The 25,679-nt window shown below is 60.6% G+C and carries 26 protein-coding genes; 16 read left to right on the forward strand and 10 right to left on the reverse strand.

The window, feature by feature from the left end; all coding sequences use genetic code 11:
- Nucleotides 1-354: 354 nt before the first annotated feature.
- From benA to PMI31_RS23080, 6 genes are all read left to right on the forward strand, one after another.
- On the forward strand, nucleotides 355-1,719 hold the full coding sequence (benA, locus tag PMI31_RS23055) for a benzoate 1,2-dioxygenase large subunit (RefSeq protein ID WP_008021256.1): 1,365 nt from the start codon (nucleotides 355-357) through the stop codon (nucleotides 1,717-1,719).
- Nucleotides 1,716-2,204 (forward strand): benzoate 1,2-dioxygenase small subunit, encoded by a 489-nt coding sequence (gene benB / locus PMI31_RS23060; RefSeq protein WP_008021258.1) that lies wholly within the window; start codon nucleotides 1,716-1,718, stop codon nucleotides 2,202-2,204. The genes benA and benB overlap by 4 nt, the downstream gene beginning before the upstream one ends.
- A 10-nt stretch (nucleotides 2,205-2,214) precedes the next feature.
- The gene (benC, locus tag PMI31_RS23065) at nucleotides 2,215-3,228 is read left to right on the forward strand and encodes a benzoate 1,2-dioxygenase electron transfer component BenC (protein ID WP_008021260.1); all 1,014 of its coding nucleotides are present in this window, start codon (nucleotides 2,215-2,217) and stop codon (nucleotides 3,226-3,228) included.
- 187 nt (nucleotides 3,229-3,415) lie between these two features.
- On the forward strand, nucleotides 3,416-4,189 hold the full coding sequence (locus tag PMI31_RS23070; protein WP_008021263.1) for a 1,6-dihydroxycyclohexa-2,4-diene-1-carboxylate dehydrogenase: 774 nt from the start codon (nucleotides 3,416-3,418) through the stop codon (nucleotides 4,187-4,189).
- 42 nt (nucleotides 4,190-4,231) lie between these two features.
- Nucleotides 4,232-4,930 carry an alpha/beta hydrolase gene (locus PMI31_RS23075; RefSeq protein ID WP_043302596.1) on the forward strand — a complete coding sequence of 233 codons (699 nt, stop codon included), beginning with the start codon at nucleotides 4,232-4,234 and terminating at the stop codon, nucleotides 4,928-4,930.
- A gap of 117 nt (nucleotides 4,931-5,047) precedes the next feature.
- A complete protein-coding gene (locus tag PMI31_RS23080) occupies nucleotides 5,048-5,248 on the forward strand; it encodes a hypothetical protein (RefSeq protein WP_008021266.1) in 201 nt (66 codons plus the stop codon).
- A 51-nt stretch (nucleotides 5,249-5,299) separates the two neighbouring features.
- On the opposite strand, the gene osmE is transcribed toward PMI31_RS23080, so the two are convergent.
- Both osmE and PMI31_RS23090 read right to left on the reverse strand, forming a co-directional pair.
- Nucleotides 5,300-5,647 (reverse strand): osmotically-inducible lipoprotein OsmE, encoded by a 348-nt coding sequence (gene osmE / locus PMI31_RS23085; RefSeq protein WP_008021268.1) that lies wholly within the window; start codon nucleotides 5,645-5,647, stop codon nucleotides 5,300-5,302.
- Nucleotides 5,648-5,660: 13 nt separating this feature from the next.
- Nucleotides 5,661-5,900 carry a hypothetical protein gene (locus tag PMI31_RS23090; protein ID WP_008021270.1) on the reverse strand — a complete coding sequence of 80 codons (240 nt, stop codon included), beginning with the start codon at nucleotides 5,898-5,900 and terminating at the stop codon, nucleotides 5,661-5,663.
- A 288-nt stretch (nucleotides 5,901-6,188) separates the two neighbouring features.
- Here PMI31_RS23090 and PMI31_RS23095 point away from each other — a divergent pair, with 288 nt between their 5' ends.
- Entirely contained in the window at nucleotides 6,189-6,524 is a 336-nt protein-coding gene (locus PMI31_RS23095) for a hypothetical protein (protein WP_008021272.1), read from the forward strand.
- A gap of 57 nt (nucleotides 6,525-6,581) precedes the next feature.
- Here the strand turns inward: PMI31_RS23095 and PMI31_RS23100 are convergent, their stop codons facing one another.
- Entirely contained in the window at nucleotides 6,582-7,142 is a 561-nt protein-coding gene (locus PMI31_RS23100) for an RrF2 family transcriptional regulator (protein ID WP_008021273.1), read from the reverse strand.
- A gap of 319 nt (nucleotides 7,143-7,461) precedes the next feature.
- On the opposite strand from PMI31_RS23100, the gene PMI31_RS23105 reads away from it, so the two are divergent.
- The 4 genes from PMI31_RS23105 (at nucleotide 7,462) to PMI31_RS23120 (ending at nucleotide 12,035) form a co-directional block, all read left to right on the forward strand.
- Nucleotides 7,462-8,664 carry an NAD(P)/FAD-dependent oxidoreductase gene (locus tag PMI31_RS23105; protein WP_008021275.1) on the forward strand — a complete coding sequence of 401 codons (1,203 nt, stop codon included), beginning with the start codon at nucleotides 7,462-7,464 and terminating at the stop codon, nucleotides 8,662-8,664.
- 134 nt (nucleotides 8,665-8,798) lie between these two features.
- On the forward strand, nucleotides 8,799-10,088 hold the full coding sequence (locus tag PMI31_RS23110) for an NAD(P)/FAD-dependent oxidoreductase (RefSeq protein ID WP_008021277.1): 1,290 nt from the start codon (nucleotides 8,799-8,801) through the stop codon (nucleotides 10,086-10,088).
- 25 nt (nucleotides 10,089-10,113) lie between these two features.
- Nucleotides 10,114-10,668, forward strand: a complete 555-nt coding sequence (locus PMI31_RS23115; RefSeq protein ID WP_008021279.1) for a helix-turn-helix domain-containing protein — start codon at nucleotides 10,114-10,116, stop codon at nucleotides 10,666-10,668.
- 20 nt (nucleotides 10,669-10,688) lie between these two features.
- Complete coding sequence (locus PMI31_RS23120; protein ID WP_008021281.1) at nucleotides 10,689-12,035, forward strand: glutamine synthetase family protein; 1,347 nt, start codon at nucleotides 10,689-10,691, stop codon at nucleotides 12,033-12,035.
- A gap of 309 nt (nucleotides 12,036-12,344) precedes the next feature.
- Here the strand turns inward: PMI31_RS23120 and PMI31_RS23125 are convergent, their stop codons facing one another.
- From PMI31_RS23125 to PMI31_RS23140, 5 genes are all read right to left on the reverse strand, one after another.
- Nucleotides 12,345-13,703, reverse strand: a complete 1,359-nt coding sequence (locus tag PMI31_RS23125; RefSeq protein WP_008021283.1) for a purine-cytosine permease family protein — start codon at nucleotides 13,701-13,703, stop codon at nucleotides 12,345-12,347.
- Nucleotides 13,704-13,708: 5 nt separating this feature from the next.
- Nucleotides 13,709-14,386, reverse strand: a complete 678-nt coding sequence (locus tag PMI31_RS23130) for an isochorismatase family cysteine hydrolase (RefSeq protein ID WP_008021286.1) — start codon at nucleotides 14,384-14,386, stop codon at nucleotides 13,709-13,711.
- A gap of 91 nt (nucleotides 14,387-14,477) precedes the next feature.
- Nucleotides 14,478-14,627, reverse strand: coding sequence for a hypothetical protein (locus tag PMI31_RS30985; RefSeq protein WP_162130443.1), 150 nt, complete (start codon nucleotides 14,625-14,627; stop codon nucleotides 14,478-14,480).
- A 165-nt stretch (nucleotides 14,628-14,792) separates the two neighbouring features.
- On the reverse strand, nucleotides 14,793-15,836 hold the full coding sequence (locus PMI31_RS23135; protein ID WP_008021290.1) for an LLM class flavin-dependent oxidoreductase: 1,044 nt from the start codon (nucleotides 15,834-15,836) through the stop codon (nucleotides 14,793-14,795).
- A gap of 248 nt (nucleotides 15,837-16,084) precedes the next feature.
- Entirely contained in the window at nucleotides 16,085-16,570 is a 486-nt protein-coding gene (locus PMI31_RS23140; RefSeq protein ID WP_008000480.1) for a flavin reductase family protein, read from the reverse strand.
- Nucleotides 16,571-16,894: 324 nt separating this feature from the next.
- Between PMI31_RS23140 and PMI31_RS23145 the strand changes: the two genes are divergently transcribed.
- Nucleotides 16,895-18,301, forward strand: a complete 1,407-nt coding sequence (locus PMI31_RS23145) for a purine-cytosine permease family protein (RefSeq protein ID WP_008021293.1) — start codon at nucleotides 16,895-16,897, stop codon at nucleotides 18,299-18,301.
- A 190-nt stretch (nucleotides 18,302-18,491) separates the two neighbouring features.
- Here the strand turns inward: PMI31_RS23145 and PMI31_RS23150 are convergent, their stop codons facing one another.
- Nucleotides 18,492-19,112: a glutathione S-transferase family protein gene (locus tag PMI31_RS23150; RefSeq protein WP_008021294.1), complete on the reverse strand. Its 621-nt coding sequence runs from the start codon at nucleotides 19,110-19,112 to the stop codon at nucleotides 18,492-18,494.
- 355 nt (nucleotides 19,113-19,467) lie between these two features.
- Here PMI31_RS23150 and PMI31_RS23155 point away from each other — a divergent pair, with 355 nt between their 5' ends.
- Together PMI31_RS23155 and PMI31_RS23160 are read left to right on the forward strand one after the other, a co-directional pair.
- Nucleotides 19,468-20,793 carry an OprD family porin gene (locus PMI31_RS23155; protein WP_008021296.1) on the forward strand — a complete coding sequence of 442 codons (1,326 nt, stop codon included), beginning with the start codon at nucleotides 19,468-19,470 and terminating at the stop codon, nucleotides 20,791-20,793.
- Between the two features lie 316 nt (nucleotides 20,794-21,109).
- A complete protein-coding gene (locus PMI31_RS23160; RefSeq protein ID WP_008021297.1) occupies nucleotides 21,110-22,210 on the forward strand; it encodes a polyamine ABC transporter substrate-binding protein in 1,101 nt (366 codons plus the stop codon).
- Between the two features lie 248 nt (nucleotides 22,211-22,458).
- Here the strand turns inward: PMI31_RS23160 and PMI31_RS23165 are convergent, their stop codons facing one another.
- Entirely contained in the window at nucleotides 22,459-23,400 is a 942-nt protein-coding gene (locus tag PMI31_RS23165; RefSeq protein WP_008021300.1) for a DMT family transporter, read from the reverse strand.
- 84 nt (nucleotides 23,401-23,484) lie between these two features.
- On the opposite strand from PMI31_RS23165, the gene PMI31_RS23170 reads away from it, so the two are divergent.
- Nucleotides 23,485-24,048 (forward strand): helix-turn-helix domain-containing protein, encoded by a 564-nt coding sequence (locus PMI31_RS23170; protein ID WP_008021302.1) that lies wholly within the window; start codon nucleotides 23,485-23,487, stop codon nucleotides 24,046-24,048.
- A gap of 14 nt (nucleotides 24,049-24,062) precedes the next feature.
- Complete coding sequence (locus PMI31_RS23175) at nucleotides 24,063-25,469, forward strand: FAD/NAD(P)-binding protein (RefSeq protein ID WP_008021304.1); 1,407 nt, start codon at nucleotides 24,063-24,065, stop codon at nucleotides 25,467-25,469.
- Nucleotides 25,470-25,679 lie beyond the last annotated feature (210 nt).

The following is a 25,679-nucleotide window of genomic DNA, read 5'->3' on the forward strand; positions in this document are numbered from 1 at the left end:
GCGGCTAACCCGGCATCCATGCCGGGTTGCCCACTGCGCAGAACCTGCGCTCGGCCTCTCGAGGGGGCAAGAAGATCAAAAGCAAAAGCAAAAGCAAAAACAAGGCGACCGACTTGATCGAGGAGCCGTACGCATTTCCCCCTTGTAGGAGCTGGCTTGCCAGCGAAGGCGTCCGAAAGACCAGTGCAATGTTCACGGACGCCTTCGCCAGCAAGCCGGGCTCCTACAGGGTGTATGTCGCTCGAAAAAACGCTTTGCACAAAATGGATAAAGGTCTGCACCCCGCGGATATTCCAGCCTGATCCCCCGTCCTAGCATGGCCCTGCCTGAACAATAACAATGGAGGCGGTGGCCATGACCCTGCGACCCGAATATTTGCATTCCCTGCTTGAAGACAATCCCGAGCAGGGCCTCTATCGCTGCAAGCGCGAGATGTTCACCGACCCCCGGTTGTTCGATCTGGAGATGCAACACATCTTCGAAGGCAACTGGCTCTATCTGGCCCACGAAAGCCAGATCCCCAACATCAACGATTTCTACACCACCACCATGGGGCGCCAGTCGATCTTCATCGCACGCAACAAGGACGGTGTACTGAACGCGTTCATCAATGCCTGCAGCCACCGCGGCGCGACCCTGTGCCGGCACAAGTCCGGCAACAAAAGCTCCTACACCTGCCCGTTCCACGGCTGGACCTTCAACAACTCCGGCAAGCTGCTCAAGGTCAAGGATCCAGCCCAGGCGGGCTACCCGGCGAGCTTCAACTGCGAAGGCTCCCACGACCTGACCAAGGTTGCGCGTTTCGAGTCCTATCGCGGCTTCCTGTTCGGCAGCCTCAAGGCCGATGTGCTGCCGCTGGTCGAGCACCTGGGCGAGTCGGCGAAGATCATCGACATGATCGTCGACCAATCCCCCGATGGCCTGGAAGTGCTGCGCGGCTCTTCGAGCTACATCTACGAAGGCAACTGGAAGCTCACAGCGGAAAATGGCGCCGACGGCTACCACGTCAGCTCCGTGCACTGGAACTACGCGGCTACCCAGAACCAGCGCAAGCAGCGCGAGGCCGGTGATGCCAACCCGACCATGAGCGCCGGCAGCTGGGCCAAGCAGGGCGGCGGTTTCTACTCCTTCGACAAGGGCCACATGCTGCTCTGGACCCGCTGGGCCAACCCCGAAGACCGTCCGCTGTACGAACGTCGCGATGAGCTGGCCCAGGATTTCGGCAAGGCCCGCGCCGACTGGATGATCGAGAATTCACGCAACCTGTGCCTGTACCCCAACGTGTACCTGATGGACCAGTTCAGCTCGCAGATCCGCATCGCCCGGCCGATCTCGGTCAACCGCACGGAGATCACCATCTACTGCATCGCGCCCAAGGGTGAAAGTGACCACGCGCGTTCCAGCCGGATTCGTCAGTACGAAGACTTCTTCAACGTCAGCGGCATGGCCACGCCGGACGATCTGGAGGAATTCCGTTCCTGCCAGACCAGCTACCAGGGCAGCGTCACCACCTGGAACGACATGTCCCGTGGTGCCGAGCACTGGATTGAAGGCGCCGACGAGGCGGCGAAGGAAATCGACCTGCACCCGCTGCTCAGCGGCGTACGCACCGAAGACGAAGGCCTGTTCGTGCTGCAACACAAGTATTGGCAGCAGACCATGCTCAAGGCCCTGGCCGCCGAGCAGTCGAAGTTGATCGCCGTGGAGGACGTGCAATGAGCATTTGCTTTGATACCGTGCGCGACTTTCTCTACCGCGAAGCGCGTTACCTCGATGACCGGCAGTGGGACGAATGGCTGGAAATGTACGCCCCCGACGCAACGTTCTGGATGCCGTCCTGGGATGACAACGACGAATTGACCGAAGACCCGCAGCGGGAAATCTCGCTGATCTGGTACGGCAACCGCACCGGCCTGGAGGATCGCATCTTCCGTATCAAGACCGAGCGCTCCAGCGCCAGCGTGCCGGACACCCGTACGTCTCACAACATCAGCAACATCGAGCTGCTCGAACAGGCTGACGGCTTGTGCAAGGTGCGCTTCAACTGGCACACCCTGAGTTTTCGCTACAAGACCGTCGACAGCTATTTCGGCAGCAGTTTCTACACCCTCGACATGCGCGGTGAAAACCCGCTGATCCTGGCCAAGAAAGTGATTCTGAAGAACGACTACGTTCGCCAGGTCATTGATGTTTACCACTTGTGAGGCGGCCGTCATGACCCATTCCATCGCGTTCAATTTTGAAGACGGCGTCACCCGTTTCATCGACGCCAATGCCGGCGAAACCGTGGCCGACGCCGCGTACCGCCAGGGCATCAACATCCCGCTGGACTGCCGCGACGGCGCCTGCGGCACCTGCAAGTGTTTTGCCGAGGCCGGCACCTATGATCTGGGCGAGGAATACATCGAAGACGCCCTCAGCCCCGCAGAGGCCGAGCAGGGTTTTGTCCTGACCTGCCAGATGCGCGCCAAGAGCGATTGCGTGGTGCGGGTGCCGACGTCTTCGGAAGTCTGCCGTACCCGTCAGGCCAGCTACGATGCGACCATCAGCGCCGTGCGCCAGTTGTCCGACAGCACCATCGCGCTGTCAATCAAGGGCGAAGCCTTGAGCAAACTGGCGTTCCTGCCGGGGCAGTATGTGAACCTGGGGATTCCCGGCAGCGAACAGACCCGTGCGTATTCGTTCAGTTCGTTGCAGCGCGGTGGCGAGGTCAGCTTCCTGATCCGCAACGTGCCGGGTGGCTTGATGAGCAGTTTCCTCACCGGCATGGCCAAAGCCGGCGACAGCATGCGCCTGGCCGGGCCGTTGGGCAGTTTTTACCTGCGTGATATTCGCCGTCCATTGCTGCTGCTGGCCGGTGGCACCGGGCTGGCGCCGTTCACCGCGATGCTGGAGAAGATCGCCGAGCAGGGCAGTGATCACCCGCTGCATCTGATCTACGGCGTGACCCACGATTTCGATCTGGTGGAGCTCGATCGTCTGGAAGCCTTCGCGGCGCGCATCCCCAACTTCACCTTCAGTGCCTGCGTCGCCAGCCCCGAGAGCCAGCATCCGCTCAAGGGCTACGTGACCCAGCACATCGAGCCCAAGCATTTGAACGATGGCGACGTCGACGTCTACCTGTGCGGCCCGCCGCCGATGGTCGAGGCGGTCAGCCGGTACATTGGCGAGCAAGGCATCAAGCCGGCGAACTTCTACTACGAAAAGTTTGCTGCCAGCGCGGCGTAAATCGCGAAGTGATAGCGAGGGCGTACTCGAATAACGCCCTCGGCAAAAAATCCCCTGTAGGAGCGAGCATGCTCGCGATGGTCGTTAACGATAACGCGCGCTTTCTGAATAGACGCGGCGCTCAGAAGAACTTCGCGAGCAAGCTCGCTCCTACAAGCGTATGGGCATCCGTCGTCATGAGGTACACATGAACAGATTTCACGAAAAAGTCGCACTGATCACCGGCGCTGCCCAAGGCATCGGGCGGCGGGTGGCCGAGCGTATGGCCGCGGAAGGGGCGAAGCTGATCCTGGTGGATCGTTCCGAGCTGGTGTTCGAAGTGCAGCAAAACCTGGCGCCGGCCAGCCAGATTCTGGCCCTGACCGCCGACCTTGAGCAATACGAGGAATGCTGCCGGGTGATGCAAACCGCCGTCGAGCGGTTCGGTCGTCTCGACGTGTTGATCAACAACGTCGGCGGCACGATCTGGGCCAAGCCGTTCGAGCACTATGAAGCGTCGCAGATCGAGGCCGAGGTTCGCCGTTCACTGTTTCCGACCTTGTGGTGTTGCCATGCGGCGCTGCCGTTCATGCTGGAGCAGGGCAGTGGGGCGATCGTCAACGTTTCCTCCATCGCCACCCGCAGTCTCAACCGTGTGCCCTACGGTGCGGCAAAGGGCGGGGTGAATGCCTTGACCGCTTGTCTGGCGTTCGAAACCGCCGGTCGTGGCGTACGGGTCAACGCCACTGCACCTGGCGGCACCGAAGCACCGCCGCGACGCATACCGCGCAACGGTGCCGAGCAGAGTGAGCAGGAAAAACACTGGTACCAGCAGATCGTCGACCAGACCCTCGACAGCAGTTTGATGAAACGCTACGGCACCCTGGATGAGCAGGCGGGGGCTATTCTGTTTCTGGCCAGCGACGAAGCGTCCTATATCACCGGCATGGTCATGCCCGTGGGCGGCGGCGATCAGGGCTGAGGCGAGCGACAAACAACCCCATCCGCAATCGGAGACATGATGATGAGTGTCAAACCCACGATCGTGCTGGTCCATGGATTCTGGGGCGGCGCTGCCCACTGGAACAAGGTCATCGTCAAATTGCTCAGCCGGGGCGACACGCACATTCGTGCCGTCGAGTTGCCGCTGACGTCCCTGGCCGAGGATGCCGAGCGTACGCGCAAGATGGTCGCCCAAGTGCCGGGGCCGGTACTGCTTGTTGGGCATTCCTATGGCGGCGCGGTGATCACCGAAGCGGGTGATATGCCGAATGTGGTCGGGCTGGTGTACATCGCCGCCTTTGCGCCGGACACCGGTGAAAGCCCCGGTGGTATCACGCAACGCCATCTGCCTGCGGCGGCGGCCAACCTGGCTCCCGACAGCGACGGATACCTGTGGGTCAAGCCTGAGCTTTATCACGAAAGTTTCTGCCAGGACCTTCCGGCGACCGAAGGGTTGGTCATGGGGGTCACCCAGAAAGCGCCGCTGGCCAGCACCTTCGGTGACGCCATCAGCAAGGTGGCCTGGAAGAGCAAACCTTCGTGGTATCAGATTTCCAGCGCAGACCGAATGATCGCGCCACAAAATCAGCAATGGATGGCCGAGCGGCTGAACGCCCGGGAGATTCTGACCTTGAATGCCAGCCATGCGTCATTGGCGTCGATGCCCGCCGAAGTGGCGGCATTGATCGACAGGGCAGCGACGGCGTTGGCCGAGGGCTAGGGTCCAAGTGCAACCCGAACCGGGAATTTCCATGGCGACATCTGGTCGGTATTTCACAGAAGGGTGGGTGTAAGGTAAGCAAGCCAACCTGAGAACACTGCCCAGGAGGAGGTGACTATGAGCGTTCCAATGTTGAACAAAATGCACATGAACGGTTACGACGTACTCAGCGTGAACAACGGCCCCTGGCGGGTATGCACCCAGGGTGACCGGCTTGGCTCGTTCGACAGTCGAGAAGAGGCACTGGCGTTTGCCGCGGCACTGCCCGGCTACAGGGCACGAACCACCCGGCCTGCGCGCAGCCACCAGGCCAAATGAAAGCAGGCTTGAAGCCCCGGTCCGCCGGGGCTTTTACTATATGGGGCAGGGTCAGTAGCCTCCGCCGCCGCTGCGGGCCGGTTCCCGGGCTTTTTGCTGCATGTGGCTCCATTCCGCGCAGGTCATGAAGCTCTTGTGGTCGACCATGCCACGGCCGTCGAAGCTGACGTTGTACGGCTGCTGATGGCCGGCCTGAGTCAGCCTGTAGTCAAAGCAGGTACCGGGTTCGATGGTACGATCGCTGACCGCCAGGGGCTGGCCGCCGATCTGCCGGACCTGTTCCTGAGTCATGCCGGTGTTGACTTTCGCGACCAGCGGCTGGTCCTGGTAGATCGAGTTGGTGCTGCAGCCTGCCAACGCGGTCAGTGCAACGACCAGCGTGAATAGAGGCCTGTTCATGGCAGCGCTCCCGCTATTGAGCCTTGTTGCGGCTAATGACCTTGGCTTTCACTTCCTCGGCGTAGCCGGACAGTTTTTCTTCATCACCCTGAAATAAAGAACACAGTCTTTGAACGGCTTGTGCGTCGGCTTCGCTCCCGAGCAGGCGCAATTGCTGCTCTATGCGCAAAAGCTCCACTGCCGACCAGCGCAAATCTGACGCAAGCCCTTGCAGATCACGCCGAAGTTCCTGTTCCGATTCGTTAAGCCACATGATGACCTCCTGAATTCTGCACTACGGAATTTTAGACCTGTTTAACCGACCGGACGTTGTGTTTGTCTGAATCAGCGAGGTTTCTTTCGGTCGGGAAAGTAAAAGCGAACAGGAGAATACGCTGTCCTGTTCAAGTGCCGGTTTTTCCCGCAGGCAGGGCGACGTGAAATGAGCGCAGGCAGGGAACTAACCGGGAGAAGTGATATCAATGTCAGTCGCCGAATCGTCGGGATGGATGTACGGACGATGGCGAGCTACATTTTCTTTTTTCGAATCTAAGGAAGCAGCATGCGGATGTTGATGGGGGGAGTCGCGCTGGCATTGCTGGCCGGGTGTTCGTTGCCAGCGTCGCTGGTTCCGGGCGAGCCGAATGTCAGCAAGCACAGCGCGAAGGCGCCAAAAGAGTATGCGGCGTGTGTTTTGCCTGCCTGGCAAAAGGAAGTGTCGAATACGACCCAGGTTTCGATATCCAACGGATATCGGATCACCGCACCCAGCGTGATCACGGCCGACGAAGTGCTGGATATTGTGAAGTACAAGGATGGCAGCCAGATTTCGCTGTATCAGGGGCCACCCTGGGCCAAATCCGGCGACCTGCGCAAAATCGTTCGCGACTGCTTGTAAGCGCTGGAGTGTGAAAAAAACCGGATGCCTGGCGTGCATCCGGTTTTTTTGTGCGGGTCAGTCTGAAAGGTCGGTCGTCGGGATGATTTGCTCACTGCCCTGAGCCGCACTTTTCCGTTCCCGACGCTCGTTCATCCAGTTTTCCACCTTTGCACCGAACTCCGCTGGGGCTTTGCGTCCGACTTTCCTGGCGATGTCCAGGATGGTCTGTTGGGCGAGGGCCTCTTCCATGCGTTTTTGCGCAACCATCATCGCGCCATGGACCGCACACGGACCGTCCAGTGCCCAATCAGGCGGGGCACCGTCAAACACGGCGCAACGGCCACGGATCTCCCGACAATCGAAAATCGACTTGCGCCCGTCGATGGCGTTGACGATATCCAGCAGGGTGATTTCGTCAGCGGGCCGGGCCAGCTTGAAGCCGCCGCGCATGCCTTCGGTGGCAACCACCAGTTTGCCTTTGGCCAGTTTGGTGAAGATTTTCGCCAGATAGTCCAGGGGAACACCTTGCAGTTCGGCAAGGTCACGCACGCTCGCCTCGCGCGAGTCGCCGCCGTTGCCGACGAGAAAAAGCAGGCAGTGGATGCCGTACTCGACACCCGCGCTGTAAAGAGACATGCAAATCTCCGACTTGATTAGTCGCCAATTCTAACAGCCTGAAGTAAGCCGGGCAACGAATCGTCGCGTCCGGAATTTTCTTTTCCAGCTTGAAAGGTCGGCGTTATGCGCGTTCTTGAGCCTTTTCGGGCGAGGCGTCGACGCTTTCGATGGCGGTCATCAAAAAAAACGGGTTGCAGGATTTAACTTGGATCAATAAAGTCGTAGTTATTCGAGCGGCACAGGTGAGCGATTCTCGAAAGGCACCGACCTCATGCCCGCTCCCGATGAGCGTGACCCATCACGATCGACAACAGTTGTTTATCCTCTGGAGTTAAAAATGAAACAGCACATTCTGGTGATCGGCGCAGGTTTCGGCGGCATGTGGACCGCTTTGAGTGCCACGCGTCTGTTCGACATTCATGGCCACAACGACGTTGAAGTGACCGTGCTGGCTCCTCAGGCCGAGCTGCGTGTACGTCCGCGCTTCTACGAGCCGAACGCCCACCAACTGGCCGCGCCGATCGGCGACCTGTTCGATGCTGTGGGGGTCAAGTTCATCAAGGGCGCGGCGCAGACCATCAACGTTGAGCAAAAGCAGGTCGGCTATGTCGATGCCGCAGGCACCCGACAAGTCTGCAGCTACGACAAACTCGTTCTGGCTACCGGCAGTCGCCTGGCTTCGTCGAACACTCCGGGCGTGGCCGAACATGCGTTCGACGTCGATCAGATCGAACAGGCCGTGCGTCTGGAAAACCACCTCAAGGCGCTGGCCAATCAGCCCGAAAGCACCGCGCGCAACACAGTAGTGGTGGCCGGTGGCGGTTTCACCGGGATCGAAACGGCGACTGAAATGCCGACCCGCCTGCAGGCCATCTTCGGTGACCGTGCCGACATCAATGTGATCATCGTTGACCGCGGCGACAAGGTTGGCGGCTCGATGGGTGAGCAAATCGCAGAGTCGATCGCCGAGGCCAGCGTGGCGACTGGTGTGAAATGGCATCTGAAGGCCTCGGTCGTGTCGGTCGATGCCAACGGCGTGACCCTGTCCGACGGTGCGCGTATCGATGCCAAAACCGTGGTCTGGACCACCGGTGTTCGCGCCAGCTCCCTGACCGAGCAGATTCCGGCCGAACGCGATCACTTGGGCCGCCTGCATGTCGACGCACACCTGAAAGTCATGGGTCAGGACGACATCTTCGCCACCGGCGACGTGGCCTGTGCGGCCAGTGACGAGATCGGCAATTACGCCTTGATGACCTGCCAGCACGCGATTTCCCTGGGCCGCCATGCCGGCAACAACGTCGCCGCGCAGATTCTTGGTGTCGACCCGACGCCGTACAGCCAGCCGAAATACGTGACCTGCCTCGATCTGGGCGCCTGGGGCGCGGTGTACACCGAGGGCTGGGACCGTCAGGTCAAGTTGGTCAAGCATGAAGCCAAGGCACTGAAGACGCAGATCAACACCCAGTGGATCTACCCGCCAGCGGCTGACCGTGTCACGGCATTGGCTTCGGCGGACCCGATGATTCCTGTGGCCTGATTCGAACATCGCACCTGAATGAAAAATCCCGCTCGGGTTCGCCTGAGCGGGATTTTTTTACGCCTTGATTGCCTGTGTGAAATTTACCGTGTATTTTTTCATGAAATTACAAATACAAAATTTCACGAGGCCGTATGTTTCAGCAATCCACCCGGCATGTCGCCAGTTACTACGCCCATACCTGCGCCGATCGTCTGGTCGATCGAGCCGCACTGGAAGGTGAGCAAGACACTGAAGTGCTGATCATCGGGGCCGGTTTCAGTGGCTTGCACACGGCGCTGCGCCTGGCACTGGCCGGCAAACGCGTGACCGTGCTCGAAGCCAGCCGGGTGGCGTGGGCCGCGTCCGGGCGTAATGGCGGACAGGCGATTCTCGGCTGGTCATGCGACATGCCACCGCTGGAAGCGGCGCTGGGATACGAACGGGCGCGGCGCTTGTGGGACGGTATGCGCTGGGCCGCGCGCGAACTGCGTGATTTGCCCGGTCGCCATGAATTCGATTGCGATTACCGCGCCGGCCATCTCTGGACCTCGGTGATGCCGCGGCGAGTGGGACTACTGACCGAGTGGCAACACGAGGCGAGCCACAAGTGGGGACACGACAAACTGCAATTTATCGAGCGCAGCGATTTGCCGCAGTGGGTCGCCAGCGAGCGCTATCAGGCCGGTCTGTTCGATCCCGAGGGCGGGCATTTGAACCCGCTGAAACTGGCCCTGGGCCTCACGGATGCAATTGAGCGGGCCGGTGGCCGCATCCACGAGCAAAGCAAGGCGCTGAGCTATGGCGAAGTGGGCGACGGCTTTGTGGTGACCACCGAGCACGGTCGTATTCGCGCCGATGTGCTGGTGCTGGCGTGCAACGCTTACCTCGATCGACTCGACCCGCAACTGGCCAGTTGCGTGTTGCCGGTCGGGACGTATCAGGTCGCGACCGCGCCGCTGACGACGGAGCAAGCCACCGCGCTGCTGCCGAGCAACGTGTGCGTGACCGACAACCAGTTCGTGCTCGACTATTTCCGGCGCACCCCGGATAACCGCCTGCTGTTCGGCGGCGGTTGCACGTACCTGGGCGGGATGCCCAAGGACATCGCCGCGGCGACCCGGCCGTTCCTGGAACGCGTGTTCCCGCAGCTCACGGGCGTCGGGCTGGAGTTCGCCTGGGGCGGACATATCGACCTGACCCTCAAGCGCACACCGGATATCGGAAGGCGCGGTAACCTTTACTGGATGCAGGGCTATTCCGGGCATGGCGTGCTGCCGACCCTGGCCGCGGCGCGGGCGGTGTCCGACGCGGTACTCGGTCAGCCCGACGAGCTGTCCCTGTACCAAGGCCTGAACAACGGCAGTTTTCCCGGCGGCAAATACCTGGCCGCGCCGCTGGAAGCCATCGGCAAGGCCTGGTATCGACTGCGCGACAGCATTTGAAGCGACATTTTCTGGAAGCCTCAAGATGGACATGCAAGAAGAAATCTCGGCGCTGGCGATCCTGATCCAGGACCTGCGCAAACACAAGAAGTACACCCTGAAGGAGCTGGCGGACAAAATCGGTCGCTCCGTCGGTTTCCTGTCCCAGGTCGAGCGCGGTCTGTCGCGCCCGACGGTGGCGGACCTGACCGCCATCAGCGAAACCCTGGGTGTGCCGACCACCTATTTCTACAGCCTGCCCAAACCCATGGCCCTGTCCTGGGTCACCCGCCCGGACGAGCGCCGCACGCTGTACTACGCCGATGGCATTACCGACATCCTCGTTTCGCCAAAAATGCGCGCCTCGTTCTCGATGCTCGAAAGCCGGCTGGAGCCCGGTGCCAGCAGCGGCGACCGGCACATGAAGGACAGCTCGGAGCAGGGCGGTTACGTCCTCGAAGGCGAGCTGACCCTGTGGCTCGACGACAACCAGCCGGTGACCCTGCATCCCGGTGACAGCTTTCAACTGGCCAGCCATGCGCACTGCCGCTACGGCAACCTGTCCGACCAACCGACCCGCGTGCTTTGGGTTTACACCTGATAACAACAAGGAACAAACCGATGGATGCTGTGTGCTCTGAACTGCTGGCCGAGGTTCGCAACTTCCGCCACTGCAACCCCGAAGTGCGCTACGTCGACCTGATCTCCCTGGATATTCCGGGGCATTTCTACGGCAAGCGCTACCCGATCGAAATGCTCGAAAAAGTCGCTGCAGGCAGCGTGCTCAAGCTGCCGCAGAACTGCGTATTGCTCGGCACTCAGGGCGGATTGTTCAAGATCGGTGATTACTGCTTCAACGATGGAGATCCGGATGCGCCGCGTCGCCTGGTGCCCGGCACCCTGAAACGGGTGAACTGGGAAAAACAGCCATTGGGCCAGATGCTGATCACCTCCGACGGCACGCAAAAGCCGATTGTCTTCGAGCCCCGCGAGGTACTGGCGCAGGTGCTGGAGCGGCTCAAGCGCAAGGGCATTCATCCAGTGGTGGCGTTCGAGCTGGAGTTCTACCTGTTCGACAGCCGCCTGAAGGACGGCTTGCCGCAATTTCCCCGTGACGAGCTGACCGGCGATGCCGATGATCAGCCGAACATGCACATCGAGCGCCTGTCGCGATTTGCCCCGGTGCTCGATGAAATGGTCGAGACCGCGCGTGAACAAGGCGTCGATGCCACGGTGATCACGGCCGAGCTCGGTCCGGGGCAGTTCGAGATCAACTTCGGCCATTGCGATGACGGCCTGCGCGCCGCCGACTGGGCCGCTCTGTTCTGCCGCAGCACCCGGGGCGTGGCGCTCAAGCACAACCTGCGCGCCAGCTTCATGGCCAAACCTTACCTGCAGCACCCCGGCAGCGGCATGCATGTGCATGTCAGCCTGTATGACGCGGCCGGTAACAACCTGCTGGCGGCGAACGGGCAGCGAGCGCTGCGTCATGCGGTGGCCGGTTGCCTGGCTGTGTTGCCGCACTGCATGCCGATTTTTGCCCCGAACCACAATGCCATGCGCCGCCTGAGCGGCACCGTGAACGTCGCGTCCCGCGCCAGCTGGGGCTTCGAGGATCGCGATGCGTGCTTGCGCATACCGGAGTCGGACGTCAAGAACCTGCGCATTGAACATCGCCTGGCGGGCGCCGATGCCAACCCGTATCTGGCGTTGGCGGCGATTCTGGTGGGGTTGGAGCAAGGTCTGGAAGCGGAGCGCGAGCCGATTGCACCGCTCAACGAAGACCGCAGCAGTGGCATCGACTTTCCGTTGGAAATGCTCGAAGCGGTGCAGTCCATGCAAAGTCATGCATCGCTGCGCGAAGGCTTGGGGGCGGAGTTTGTGGACGTCTATTGCGAGAACAAACGTCAGGATCATCTGGCATTTCTGCATGACATCAGCGCGCGGGAATATCGCTGGTTCCTCTAGTCAGCCTTAGAAAATATGTGGATATTTAAGGACTTGGAGCGATTAGTAACTAGATAGTTAATAAAAATATCTTGTTACAGCGTGAAATATTCCGTAATATCCGCGCCGCGTTCACCACCACGGTTTATGCATTTTTAAATCCCAGGCGTCCATCAGCTGCCTGGGATTTTTTTTGCCTGAGATTTGATGTGCTTGGTACAAAAAATCGCCGGGATCTGTAGGAGCCGGCTTGCTGGCGAACCGGACGATGCGGTGTGTCAGGCAGGGCGCATTCGCTGGCAAGCCAGCTCCTACAGGTTCTTCGTTATGTCAGGCTGGTCCTGGCACTGAAACGCGGTTGGTGCGGCTCATCAGCCAGTAATAACTCAGCGCCGGCACCAACAACCCGACGATCCACGCCAGGTCCACCCCGTCCAGCGCCGTGGCCACCGGGCCGACGTACAGCGTGGTGTTCATGAACGGAATTTCCAGGGCAATCGCCAGCAGGAAACTGCCGCAGGCGATCCGGTTGATGCGCCCATAGATCCCGTTCAAGTCGAAAATGTCGTCAATCCGGTACTGGCCTTTGCGCAGGCAGTAGTAGTCCACCAGATTGATCGCCGTCCACGGGATCAGGAAGTAGCTCATGAAGAAGATGAAGTTCAGGAAGAAGTTGATGAAGTCGTCCTGACTGATGGTGCACAGGGCCGTGGCCACCAGGCTGATCAGCAGCATGAACACACCGCGTACCCTTGGCGTCACCTTGAGTCGGGCAAAAGGCTCGATCACGGTGATGGTCGACATGAACGCGCCGTACAGGTTGAACACGTTGATCGACACCTGGCCGTAGACGATGAAGGCGAACAACAGCACCGCGCCAGCGCCGAACAGTCCGGCGACATGCCCGCCGACGTTGCTGGAAAAGTCACCGATGCCGACGCTCAGGATCGCCCCGAGAATCATCATCCACGCGCCGCCGCTGACCGTGCCGGCGTAGCTGTACCAGAACACCTGGGCGGTGGGCGTGTTGCTCGGCAGGTAGCGCGAATAGTCGGCGACGTAAGGTGCATAGGACAGCTGCCAGGTCACGGCAATGCTCACCGCCACCAGGAACTTCGACAGCGAGAAGCCGGTTGGCAGCCATTGTTCGGCCGGGATCGGCAACTGCAAGGCGAGCACCGTGGCCGCCACGAACACCACCAGAGACAGAATTGACAGCAGCTTCTGCAAGCGGTGAATCAACCGATAGCCATAGAGTGCAACGACGAAGCACAACGCGCCGATCAGGTAGATATTGCCGGACATCGGCAGCGGGCTGACGGACTCCAGCGCCTGGGCCGCGAGCAAGGTGTTGCTGACGAAGAAACCCAGGTAAATCAGCATCACGAATAGCAGCGGCAACACGGCCCCCAGCACGCCGAATTGCGCCCGGCTCTGGATCATTTGCGGAATGCCCAGCTTCGGTCCTTGCGCAGAATGGGAGGCCATGAAAATCGCCCCCAGCAACGAGCCGACGATGATCGCCAGCGCACTCCAGAACAGATTGAGCCCCATCACCACCGGCAACACGCCGGAGGCGATGGTGGTGATGTTCATGTTGGCGCCGAACCAGATATAGAACAGCGAACCCGGCTTGCCATGGCGTTCGGTCTCGGGGATGAAATCGATGCTTCTTTTTTCGACTTGCATGGCGATCACTCCTGATTCCGGACGAGGTGGGATTGCAGGCGGGCGATGGTGCTTTGCAGCTCATGGGGCTGGTGGGCAAACAGGTCCGGACGCTCGGGGATCAGGCTCAGGTAGTCGCGGTGTTCCAGGGCGCGCTGGCATTCGGTCGTGGTGAGGATTTCCAGCGCGTAGACCCAGTTGGCCATGATCAGCAGGGCCGAATAATGCCCGGCCTCGGTGGTCGTGGTGCAGGCATCGCTGACCAGGCGCACGCGATAGCCCAGGGCGAAAGCGTCGAACACGCTGGTCAGCACGCAGACGTCGGTCAGCACGCCGCAGACGATCAGCGTGTCGACCTGCATTGCCTTGAGTCGGGCATCGAGGTCGGTGCGGTGAAAGGCACTGTAACGGCCTTTGTCGATGATCAGTTCACCGGGCTGTGGCGTCAGCGACTCGATGATTTCCACTTGCCGGGTACCGGCGCGGTAACTGCCGGGGCCGCCGTCGGCGGCCAGGGGTTCACCGTGGGGCAGGTCACTGCCATCGGCCTGATTGATGTGGCGGGTATAGATGACCGGCATCCGCTGGCGGCGGGCGGTATTGAGCAGGGCGGCGGTATGAGCGACCACCCTGTCGAAGTTTTCCAGGACGAAACCGTCTTCCTGCTGCATGTCGATGATCAACAGCGCGTTGTTATTGTTCATTGGGCAAACCTGATCAAAGGCGAAACACAAGGCACCGCACGCGCCATGCAATGGCGGGCCGCGGGGTGCGTGATTGGCTGTTCGGGTGGGCTCAGTGAACTATTTGCCAGAAGCCGTTCTGCTTGGCCGAAACGCTGGCGCGCAGACGCTTGAAATGCAGGTGCGAAGCGGTCCATTCACCGCGCAGGTAAGCCCGCGCGGCGCCGGAGGGAAGGGCGAGTGATGGGAGACGACCAGTCATCATTGGAATCGACCCTTGTGGGGGCGAGCCTGCTCCCAGGACAAATGCGTACCTGTAGGAGCGAGCTTGCTCGCGAAAAACTCTGGACAACGCGGTGATTCAGATGGCCCGCGTTATCGTTGGCGCCCATCGCGAGCGAGCTCGCTCCTACAGGGGTGGCGCATTTCAGCGGAACGCTGGCACCACATGCTTGATAAACAGCTCCAGGGATTTTTTCTTCTCCGCGTGGGGCAGGCTGTTATCGCACCAGAAGCTGAATTCGTCCACCCCCAGTTCCTGGTAGTACTTGATGCGCGGAATGATTTCTTCCGGGGTGCCGATCATGGCGGTCTTGTGCAGGCTCTCCAGTTCGAACTCGGGGCGACCGGCGAATTTCTCTTCCGGGCTCGGCGCGAGGAAGCCGTTGACCGGGGTGGTCTTGTTGCCGAACCAGGCGTCGAACGTGCGGTAGAACTTCGAGATTGCCCGGGCCCCGACCTGCCAGCCTTGCGGATCGTCGGCGGTGTGCACGTGGGTGTGACGCAGCACCATCAGTTGCGGGCGCGGCATGTCCGGGTTGTTGTCCAGCGCGGCCTGGAATTTGTTTTTCAGGTCGAGAACTTCTTCGTCGCCTTTCATCAGCGGCGTGACCATGACGTTGCAGCCGTTGGCCACGGCGAAGTTGTGCGAGTCCGGGTCGCGGGCGGCGATCCACATCGGCGGGTTCGGCTGCTGGATCGGCTTGGGCACGCTGGTGGACGTCGGGAATTTCCAGATGTCGCCGTCATGGGCGTAGTCGCCGTTCCACAAGGCGCGCACCACCGGGACCATTTCCCGTAGCGCCTGGCCGCCGGAGGAGGCTGGCATGCCGCCGGCCATGCGGTCGAATTCGATCTGGTAGGCACCACGGGCCAGACCGACTTCCATGCGGCCGTTGCTGATCACGTCGAGCAACGCGCATTCACCGGCCACCCGCAGCGGGTGCCAGAACGGCGCGATGATGGTGCCGGCGCCCAGGTGAATGGTGGTGGTCTTGCCCGCCAGATAAGCCAGCAGCGGCATCGGGCTTGGCGAGATGGTGTATTCCATGGAGTGGTGTTCGCCAATCCACACGGTGCTGAAACCACCGGCCTCGGCCATCAGGGTCAGTTCGGTCAGGTCTTCGAACAACTGGCGGTGGCTGACGCTTTCGTCCCAACGTTCCATGTGTACGAACAGGGAAAACTTCATGACGGTTACCTCGGATCTTTTGTTATCGGCCTGTCGACTGCGGGCTCGTTGAATATTGGTATACCATAATACGAGCTGTCTGCAAAAACATTTATCTGCCGGCAGCTCGGGATCTGTGGGAGCGGGCTTGGTCCGGGCGGCGATCCGACGATGGCGGAGTGTCAGGCGACAGAGATGTTGAATGTGCCGGCCTCTTCGCGGGCAAGCCCGCTCCCACAGGGTATGCGCTTTTTCCGTTGACGTCGGCGTCAGGCCAGAACGGGCAAGGCGCCCATCTTGCCGTGGCAATACACCAGTGGCCCGCTGCTCTGGCGGGGCACGATCAGGTTTTTCACGGCGCCGACCATGATGGCGTGGTCGCCCCCTTCATATTCACGCCACAGCTCACATTCGATGACCGCCGTGGCGTTGGCCAGAATCGGGTTGCCCAATTCGCTGAGCGTCCACTCGATCCCCTGGGCCTTGTCCTTGCCTTTGCGTGCGAAGGCATAGGCTTCGTTTTGCTGGCCACCGGAAAGCACGTGGATGGCAAAACGTTTGTTCTTGATCAGGACCGGGTAGGAATCGGAACTGTAGTTCGGGCAAAACAGCACCAGGGCCGGGTCCATCGACAGCGAGCTGAAAGCGCTGGCGGTGAGGCCGACGATTTGCCCGTCGTCATCCAGGGTGGTGATCACGGTCACTCCGGACGGGAACGAACCCATGACTTGTTTGTAGATGGCGGCATCGATCATTGGACGGTCCTCGGATTGTGTGACGCTGTTTTTATGTGTTTGTAGGTCTGATGGTATACCGTAATACATCGATTGCAAGGTCTTTTTGGGTGAACCGATAAACGTACGTCTTTCGTCTGAAACTCAATGATTACGGGGCTTTAAGCTATCAAGCGCTGGGGTGAATCGGGCAGGATACCGGCTCAGATGCTTGTTCAAAGACCGGATCAGTCTTGTTTATAGTTTGGAATACCATAATATGGTCGGCATCTGAGTGGTGACCAGAGAGTCCCCCCGGTTTGGCTTCATACAAAGATAAGAACAGACAAACTCGAGTTCATGCACATGTCCCAGATGTCCCGGCAAGATCCGTTGATCGAGAATCACACGGTCGACTACGTTCCACTCGCAGAGCGCCACGGGAAGGCCCGCGATCTTTTCACCCTGTGGTTCAGCACCAACATCGCGCCACTGCCTATCGTCACCGGCGCCATGGTGGTCCAGGTGTTCCACCTCAACCTGTTCTGGGGCCTGCTGGCGATTGCGCTCGGGCACATGGTCGGTGGCCTGGTGATTGCGCTCGCGTCGGCCCAGGGGCCGTGCATGGGCATTCCGCAGATGGTGCAGAGTCGTGGCCAGTTCGGCCGCTATGGCGCGCTGCTGATCGTGTTCTTCGCCGCGTTGATCTACATCGGTTTCTTCATTTCCAACATCGTGTTGGCCGGCAAATCGATTGTCGGCATTGCGCCGTCGGTTCCGGTGCCGGCCAGCATTCTCATCGGTGCCCTCAGCGCCACGGCCATCGGGGTGATCGGTTATCGCTTCATCCATACCCTCAACCGCATCGGCACCTGGGTGATGGGCAGTGCCTTGCTGGCCGGTTTCCTCTATATCTTCGCCCATGACCTGCCGGCGGACTTCTTCACTCGCGGCGGGTTCAACCTGTCGGGCTGGCTGGCCACGGTCTCGCTGGGCATCATCTGGCAAATCAGTTTTTCGCCGTACGTGTCGGACTACTCGCGCTACCTGCCGGCGAATATCGGCATCACCCGGCCGTTCTTCGCCACCTACCTGGGGGCGACGCTGGGCACGATCCTGTCGTTCACGTTCGGTGCCGTGGCGGTACTGGCCACCCCGGAAGGCACCGAGGCGATGGCGGCGGTGAAGCAGTCCACCGGTTGGCTGGGGCCGATCCTGATGGTGCTGTTCCTGCTCAACATCATCAGCCACAACGCCTTGAATCTGTATGGCGCGGTGCTGTCGATCATCACGTCGATCCAGACCTTCGCCAGCCAGTGGACGCCCAGCATCAAGGTGCGCGTGGTGTTGTCGAGCATCGTGCTGACGGGTTGCTGCGTGGTGGCGCTGGGTGCCTCGGCGAATTTCATTTCCCAGTTCATCGGCCTGATTCTGGCGCTGTTGCTGGTGTTGGTGCCGTGGGCCTCGATCAACCTGATCGACTTTTACCTGATCAAGGGCCGTCGCTATGACATCGCCTCGATCTTCCGGGCCGACGGCGGCATCTACGGTCGCTTCAACCTGCACGCGATCATTGCCTACTTCATCGGCATCATCGTACAGCTGCCATTCGCCAATACTTCACTGTACGTCGGACCGTACGCCAATCTGGTAGACGGCGCGGACCTGTCGTGGCTGGTGGGGCTGGTGGTGACGTGTCCGTTGTATTACTGCCTCGCTACGCGAAGCCAGCCCCAGGAAAACCGTTCGGTGAAGTTCGGCTACACCGACTGAGGCAAAATCGTTTCGTGTTCGTTTGAGATTGCCTGATATGTCACCGTCCCTGTAGGAGCGAGCCTGCTCGCGATGGACTCAAGATCGCTGCGTTCAGTCAGTAAACACGCGTAATCGTTAACGTCCATCGCGAGCGAGCTCGCTCCTACAGAGACGGCGACAGGGCGGCATTTCTGTGTTCGGCGACCGTTCAGGAATGGTTGAACACATTCAGGCCGCGCTGAACCGCCGGCCTGGCTTCGACCGTGTCGAACCAGCGCGATAGCTGCGGCAGTTGCTTCCAGTCCAGTCGATCACGGAACGCGGTGGCGATGGTGAACGCCGAAATGTCGACCATGGAGAACCGCTCTCCGGCCATGAATTCGTCCGTCAAAAAACCTTCCGACCAGGTCAACTGCTCGATCACCCGCAGATCGATGATCGCCGCCGCCTTGTCCTGCCCCGCCTGGTGCAGGAAAAACGCGGCATGGCTGGGGGCGATGACATCGGTCACGAAAAAGAAATAGCGGTCAATCACCCGGATGCGCTCAGGCCCCGGCTGCGCCGGTGCCAGCCGTCCAGGCGCCTTGGCATCGGCATACTGGATGATGGCGTTGGACTGGTTGATGACCAGCATCGGCGTAGTCCCGTGATCGATCAGGGTCGGGACTTTTCCGGCCGGGTTAAGCGCCAGGAACGCCGGCCCACGCTGCTCCTGTGCATACAGGTCGAGCTTGCGTGCCGTGTAGGCGATACCCGATTCTTCCAGGGCGATTGCTGCCCGCAGACTGTTGCCGGTGTTGGCGCCGAACAGCTCAATTTGATCGTTCATGAGTCATTGCTCTTGTCGGGACATACAGGTAGCTACCGAACACTGCCGATGATGTCAGTATGATGAAAATCCGTCGCATCGCTATGCAAAAACAGTGACCGTCCATACCCCGGCGCGACAAGCCTTATCCCTCCACGAAAACTACTTTCACCGCGTTTGATAATCGCTTCTCGAAATGTTTTAAGAGTTTCACAAGCCATTCAGTCAACCCTCACCTCGAACTTCCGATGCGCATGTCACTCATCGGGCGCGCCTGATTGCGCGCTCGTGTTGAGCGCTGTTGCGTGGGCGGCAATCGGACCCTGACTGGCGGTGAAACCTTCAAATAACGATAAGAAACACCCAGGAGCCCCCTATGTTCAAACGAGCGATTCCCACTGCAGTCCTGTTGGCCACCAGTTCGCTGTGCGCACAGGCTGCCGATACCGCAGCCCATGGTTTTCTCGAAGACAGCAAGGCCAGCCTCTCGATGCGCACCCTGTACTTCAACAGCGACAATCGCGACGGCGCAGCCGATCCTTCGAAAACCGAAGAAGCGGCCCAGGGGTTTGTGTTGCGCTATGAATCCGGGTTTACCCAGGGCACGGTGGGGTTCGGGCTCGATGCCCAGGCATTGCTCGGCATCACACTGGACAGCGGAGCGGGGCGCCACGTCGGTAGCGGCATGATTCCTTCTGACGGCGACGGCGCGGCCGACGCCTGGAGCAGCTTCGGCCCTACGGCGAAGATGCGCCTTGGCAGGACAGAGTTTCGCTACGGCACCTTGCTGCCAAAGTTGCCGATCCTTCTGGCGAACGATGCACGCGTGTTGCCGCAATCGTTCACCGGCGCCCAAGTCACCTCGAACGACATCGATGGCCTGACGTTGACCAGCGGTGTGCTCGAGCACGCGGTAGGGCGTGCCTCGACGGACCGCACAGGCTTGTCGGTCGCCGGCAGCACGCGCGAGAGCAACAAGTTCTACTACGCCGGTGTTGACTACAACCTCACCAGGAATCTGAAAACCCAGTATTACTTCGCGCAACTGGAGGACTTCTACAACCAGAACTTCCTCGGCCTGACGCACATCCTGCCAATCGACAGCGCCAGCTCACTGACCACCGATCTGCGCTACTTCCGCACCACCTCGAGCGGTGCCAACAGTTCGGCCTCTGGCCGCGCGCAAGGCTATCGGGTATCGGGTTACACCGACGACAACGACGGTGAAATCGACAACAGCACCTGGGCCGCAATGGTCACCTACACCCATGGCGGCCACGCGGTGTCGGTGGGCCATCAGCGTGTGGGCGATGGCAGCAACTTCGTCCAGCCCAACCAGGGCAGCCTGGTGGACAAAGGGGCGGGCGGCGGCAGTGTCTACCTGCCCACCGACAAGATGATCCAGAACTTTGCCCGGGCCGGCGAACAGACCAACTTCGGGCAATACACCTACGACTTCGCGCCCTTGGGCGTGCCGGGCCTGAAAGCCTCGATCGTGTATCTGAAGGGCACGGACATCAAGGCGCAAAACGCCAGCGACCAGTCCGAGTGGGAGCGCGACATGACCCTGGACTACGTGCTGCAATCGGGCACGTTCAAAGGGGTGGGATTCACGCTGCGTAACGCCAAGTCCAATACCGATGCCGGGCGCAACGTGGACCAGAACCGGTTCATCATCAATTACACGTTGTCGTTGTTGTAATCACACCACAACCCCAGTGGGAGTGAGCCTGCTCGCGAAGGCGGTGTGCCAGGCTGCCCACCGAGGGTTTGAGGACCACCGCGATACCGATCAATGCGGACACGTATTTTGGCCGTTTCGGTCTCCTTTTGGCCTGCCTCACGCTGTGAACCGGCCACGTCGTCGGCAAGAATCAGACGCGGGTTGCCGGTTCGGCAACCCCAGGTCAAATCACAACCAGACGCTTCACTTCCTTGCCCTTGGCAATTTTCAAGGCTGCTGCCGTGTACAGAACATAAAAACCATCGAACTCACGCCACACTTGGGGAAATGATCCATGGACTCAATGAAACGCATACTGGGCGCCACCGTTTGCGGGCTGTCGCTACTGGCCAGCGCGGTGCACGCCGAACAGCACGAATTGCGGGTGTACAACTGGGCGGACTACATCCTGCCGTCCGTGCCCAAGGATTTTGCCAAGGACACCGGAATCAAGGTGACCTGGGACACCTTCGACACCAACGAGTCCCTGGAAGCCAAGCTGCTCACCGGTAACTCGGGCTACGACCTGGTGGTGCCATCGAACCAGTTCATCGAAACCCAGATCAAGGCGGGGGTGTTCCAGAAACTCGACAAGTCCAAACTGCCGAACTGGTCGCACCAGGACCCTGCGTTGCTCAAGCTGCTGGACAGGAACGACCCGGGCAACCAGTACGGCGTGCCCTACATGTACGGCACCGTGCTGATCGGCTTCAACCCGGCCAAGGTCAAGGCGGCACTGGGCGAGAATGCGCCGGTGGACAGCTGGGACCTGGTGTTCAAGCCCGAGAACATGGAGAAGCTCAAGGCCTGTGGCGTAGCGATGCTCGATTCGCCGTCGGAGATCCTGCCGCTGGCCTTGCATTACCTGGGGCTGGACCCGAACAGCCAGAACCCGGATGACTACGAAAAAGCCAAGGCGCTGATGCTCAAGGTTCGCCCTTACGTCACCTACTTCAACTCCGCCAAGTACATGACCGACATCGCCAACGGCGATATCTGCGTGGCCATCGGTTACTCCGGCAGCTTCTATCAATTCGGCAATCGCGCCAAAGAGGCGGGCAACGGCGTGGTCGTCGACTGGCGCCTGCCGAAAGAAGGCGCGCCGATCTGGTTCGACACCTTTGCCATCCCGAAAAGCGCGAAGAACGTGGCCGAAGCCCACGAGTTCCTCAATAACCTGCTGGACCCGAAAGTCATCGCGCCGATCAGCGACTTCCTCGGTTACCCGAATGCCAACAAGGACTCGCTGGCGCTGATCGACAAGGACATCACCGGCAACCCGAACCTGACGCCGACCAGCGAGGCATTGAAGACGCTGTACGTCGTGCAGCCACTGCCGCAAAAGCTTGAGCGGGTGCGTACCCGGGTCTGGACCAGCATCAAGTCCGATCAATAACACCGGGATACTTGTGGGAGCGAGGTTGCTCCCACATTTGAACAATGCCGACCACAATTCCCGCGCAAGACAAAAACACACACTGTAGGAGCGAGCTTGCTCGCGATGGCGGACTGGCAGGCAGCAGCGATGTTGAATGTGAGGGCCTCATCGCGAGCAGAGGAAATTTATTCCCACCGTGAGAGCGACGGTGCGGCGATCCCACCTGCTCGCGAAAGCTATTCAACAAACAAGGCAGAGGCTGCGGCTTAACCCTGTGTTTCCTGTTCCTGTTCCAGTTCTTCCTCGACCGCTGCTGCCTTACCCTTGGTCTTCAACTCGCTGACAATCACCGCCGCCACAATCAAACCGGCGCCGACCAGGGCAATCGCCGGCAAGCGTTCCCCGGCGATGCGCCCGACAATCCCGGCCCATACCGGCTCGCCGGCATAGATCAGGGTGGCGCGGGTCGGTGACACGCTTTTCTGTGCCCAGTTCATCGCCACCTGAATCGCCGCGCTCGCCGCCCCAAGGCCCAATGCGCTGCACAGCAGCAACCAGGAAAAGTCCGGAATCGCCTCGTTGGTCGGTACCACCATCAGGAACGACAGCACCGAAGTGACCGCCAGTTGCACCGCCGTCACCCGACGCACATCGACCTGGCCGGCATAGGTGCTGATCAGGATGATCTCGGCCGCAATGGCCACGGCGCTGATCAAGGTGGCGATTTCACCGGGGCTGAAGTTGAACGACGCACCGGACGGCCCGGACAACAGCATCAACCCGGTAAAAGCCAGCATGATGCCGATGCTGGGCATCAACCCCGGACGCCGTCCCAGTACCAGCCATTGCAGCAACGGCACAAACGGGACATACAGCGCGGTAATGAACGCCGATTGGCTGCTGGGAATGCTCTGCAACCCGACCGTCTGCAAGCCGTAGCCGAGCATGATCGCCACGCCGATGAACGACCCTGCCTTGAGTTCGAACAGGGTCAGGTTGCGCAGGTGGCGCCAGGAAAACAGGGCGACGATGCTTGCGGCGGCGGCAAAGCGCAGGCCGACAAAAAACATCGGGCCGCTGACGGTCATCGCATGCTGTACCAGCAGGAAGGTACCGCCCCAGACCATCGTGATCAGCACCAGCACGCATTCGGCCTTGCTGAACCTTGTAAAACGGGAGGAAGCTTTTGGGGAGTTCACCGACGTCATGACCTTGCACGCTACTGGAGGGGGACGCACAATGCGTCGAATGTTGCGCAGTATACTGCCCAACCCCACTCAGTGAGCAATATAGTGCACAAAGATTCTACCCAACGGGCATCGGTCCTCCAGCACGTCAGTCAAAACGTCCGTCGCTTGCGTCATGCCGCCGACCTGAGCCAGACCGCGCTGGCCGAAAAGTCCGGTGTCAGCCGTCGAATGCTGGTGGCGATCGAGGCGGGGGAAAAGAACGTCAGCCTGACCACCCTCGATCGGGTGGCCGAGGCCCTTGATGTTGCCTTCAGTGATTTGATCCAGGCCCCCGACGCCCGCGATCCGAGCCGTATCAATGAGCTGGCCTGGACCGGCACGATCCCCGGCAGTAAAGCGGTGTTGCTCTCCAAGGCCCAGGCCAGCCGTGAAGTCGAGCAGTGGGAGTGGTGCCTGCAACCGGGTGAGGTGTATCCATCGGAGCCGGACGCCGATGGCTGGAGCGAGCAGATTTATGTCTTCGAAGGTTGCCTGACCGTTATGCTCGACGACCAGCCACAGCATATCGCGGCGGGCGAATTCTTCATGTTCGCCAGCAACCAGCCACACTGTTATCGCAACGACGGGGCAGTGGCGGCGCGGTTTGTACGTAATGTGGTGATCTGAACAGGGAGAGTAAGATGGACCAGACCTTGACCAATGACGCCGACATCCTGATTGTCGGCGGCGGCCTCAGTGGCGCGATGCTGGCGGCGCAGTTGATGCGTTTGCCGGGCCAGCGCCGGGTGCTGGTGATCGAGCCCCGGGCCGAGTTGGGGCGGGGCGAGGCCTACAGCGCGGTGGAACCGGGCCATACGCTCAACGGCAATGCGGCGCGGATGAGTGTCGACCCGGACAACGCCGACGACCTGACCCAATGGTTGACCGAGTACATCGAGGCGGGCGGCTGGCCGGAATCGGATCAGCAGCACGTGCCGATCAGCGAGCTTTTTCCGCCGCGGGGCGTATTCGGTCTGTATGCCCGGCAACGCCTGGCAGAAGCGCAGGCGGTGGGCGCGCTGAACGGTTCGACGGTCGGGCATGTGCAGGCCGAGGCGGTCGATTTGCAAACCGATGCCGACGCCGTACGGTTGACCTTGAGCGATGGCCGATGCTTGCAGGGCGCTTTTGCGGTCCTGGCCACCGGGATGTTTCCCGCCGCGCGCACGCCACAAACCCACTCCAGCGGCTTGAACGCAGCGGCCCTCGATCCGTGGGATGTGGCAGCCATGCAGCAACTCGATCCGCAATCGACGGTCATGATCATCGGCTCGGGCCTGACTATGGTCGACGCCGTGGTGTCCTTGGAACAGGCCGGGCACCGTGGGCCGATCGAAGTGTTTTCCCGCCATGGCCTGCTGCCCCATGTGCGTCGCCAGCCACCGGCCTGGGTGGACTTTCTCGCTGAGGACCCGAGTATCCGCACACCCCGCCAGTTGATGCGCGAACTGCGTCGACACTGCCGGGACGCCATCGACCAGGGCATCGACTGGCAGGCGCCGCTGGACACGGTACGGGCACACATTGGTCGCTTGTGGCATCAGGCGACGGATATGCAGCGTCGGCAGTTCGTGCGGCATGTGCGGCCGTGGTGGGAAAGCCACCACCACCGCTCGCCGCCCTTGAGCGCTGAATTGGTGGAGCGCTTATATAGAGAAGGGCGATTGCGTATTCACGCAGCCTCATACAAGGGCCTTGAGCCGGCGATGAATGGCGGGGTGAGTATCCGCCTTCGGCGGCGCGGCGAGGTGCAGACCTGTGTGGTCAGCGGTGCTGCCCTGATCAACTCCAGCGGTATCGAATACGACTGGCGCCGGGTCGCGCGGCCGCTGCCCCGGCAACTGCTCGCCCGAGGCCTGGTCCGGCCGGGGCCGTTGGCCCTGGGCATCGCGGCAGAGGTTGATGGCGCGGTCCTGAACGCCGAGGGGCAGCCTGCCCGCCGTCTGTTTGCCATGGGCCCGCCGTTGCGTGGCATGTGGTGGGAAAGTACCGCCGTCACCGATGTGGCGAGCCAGGCCAAGGCGTTGGCCGAGCGGCTGGTGCGCTAGTTGCTTGAGTCGTTCCAGGCTTGCGTCCTGGCGCATCTGGTCCAGCGCCTCTTGCCAGTGTGCCACTGACGGGACTCGTCGATCAGGTTGTGGGGCTGAGTGTATATCCGTTGCTGCGGTAACGGCGGCTGGCGGTTTCGCCCTTACGGCGAGTCCCTTTTGTCAAACGACACAAAAGGAACCAAAAAGTCTCGCCCCGAACGTACGGCC

Source organism: Pseudomonas sp. GM55 (genome assembly GCF_000282395.1).
GTDB classification, from domain to species: Bacteria; Pseudomonadota; Gammaproteobacteria; order Pseudomonadales; family Pseudomonadaceae; genus Aquipseudomonas; species Aquipseudomonas fluorescens_CC.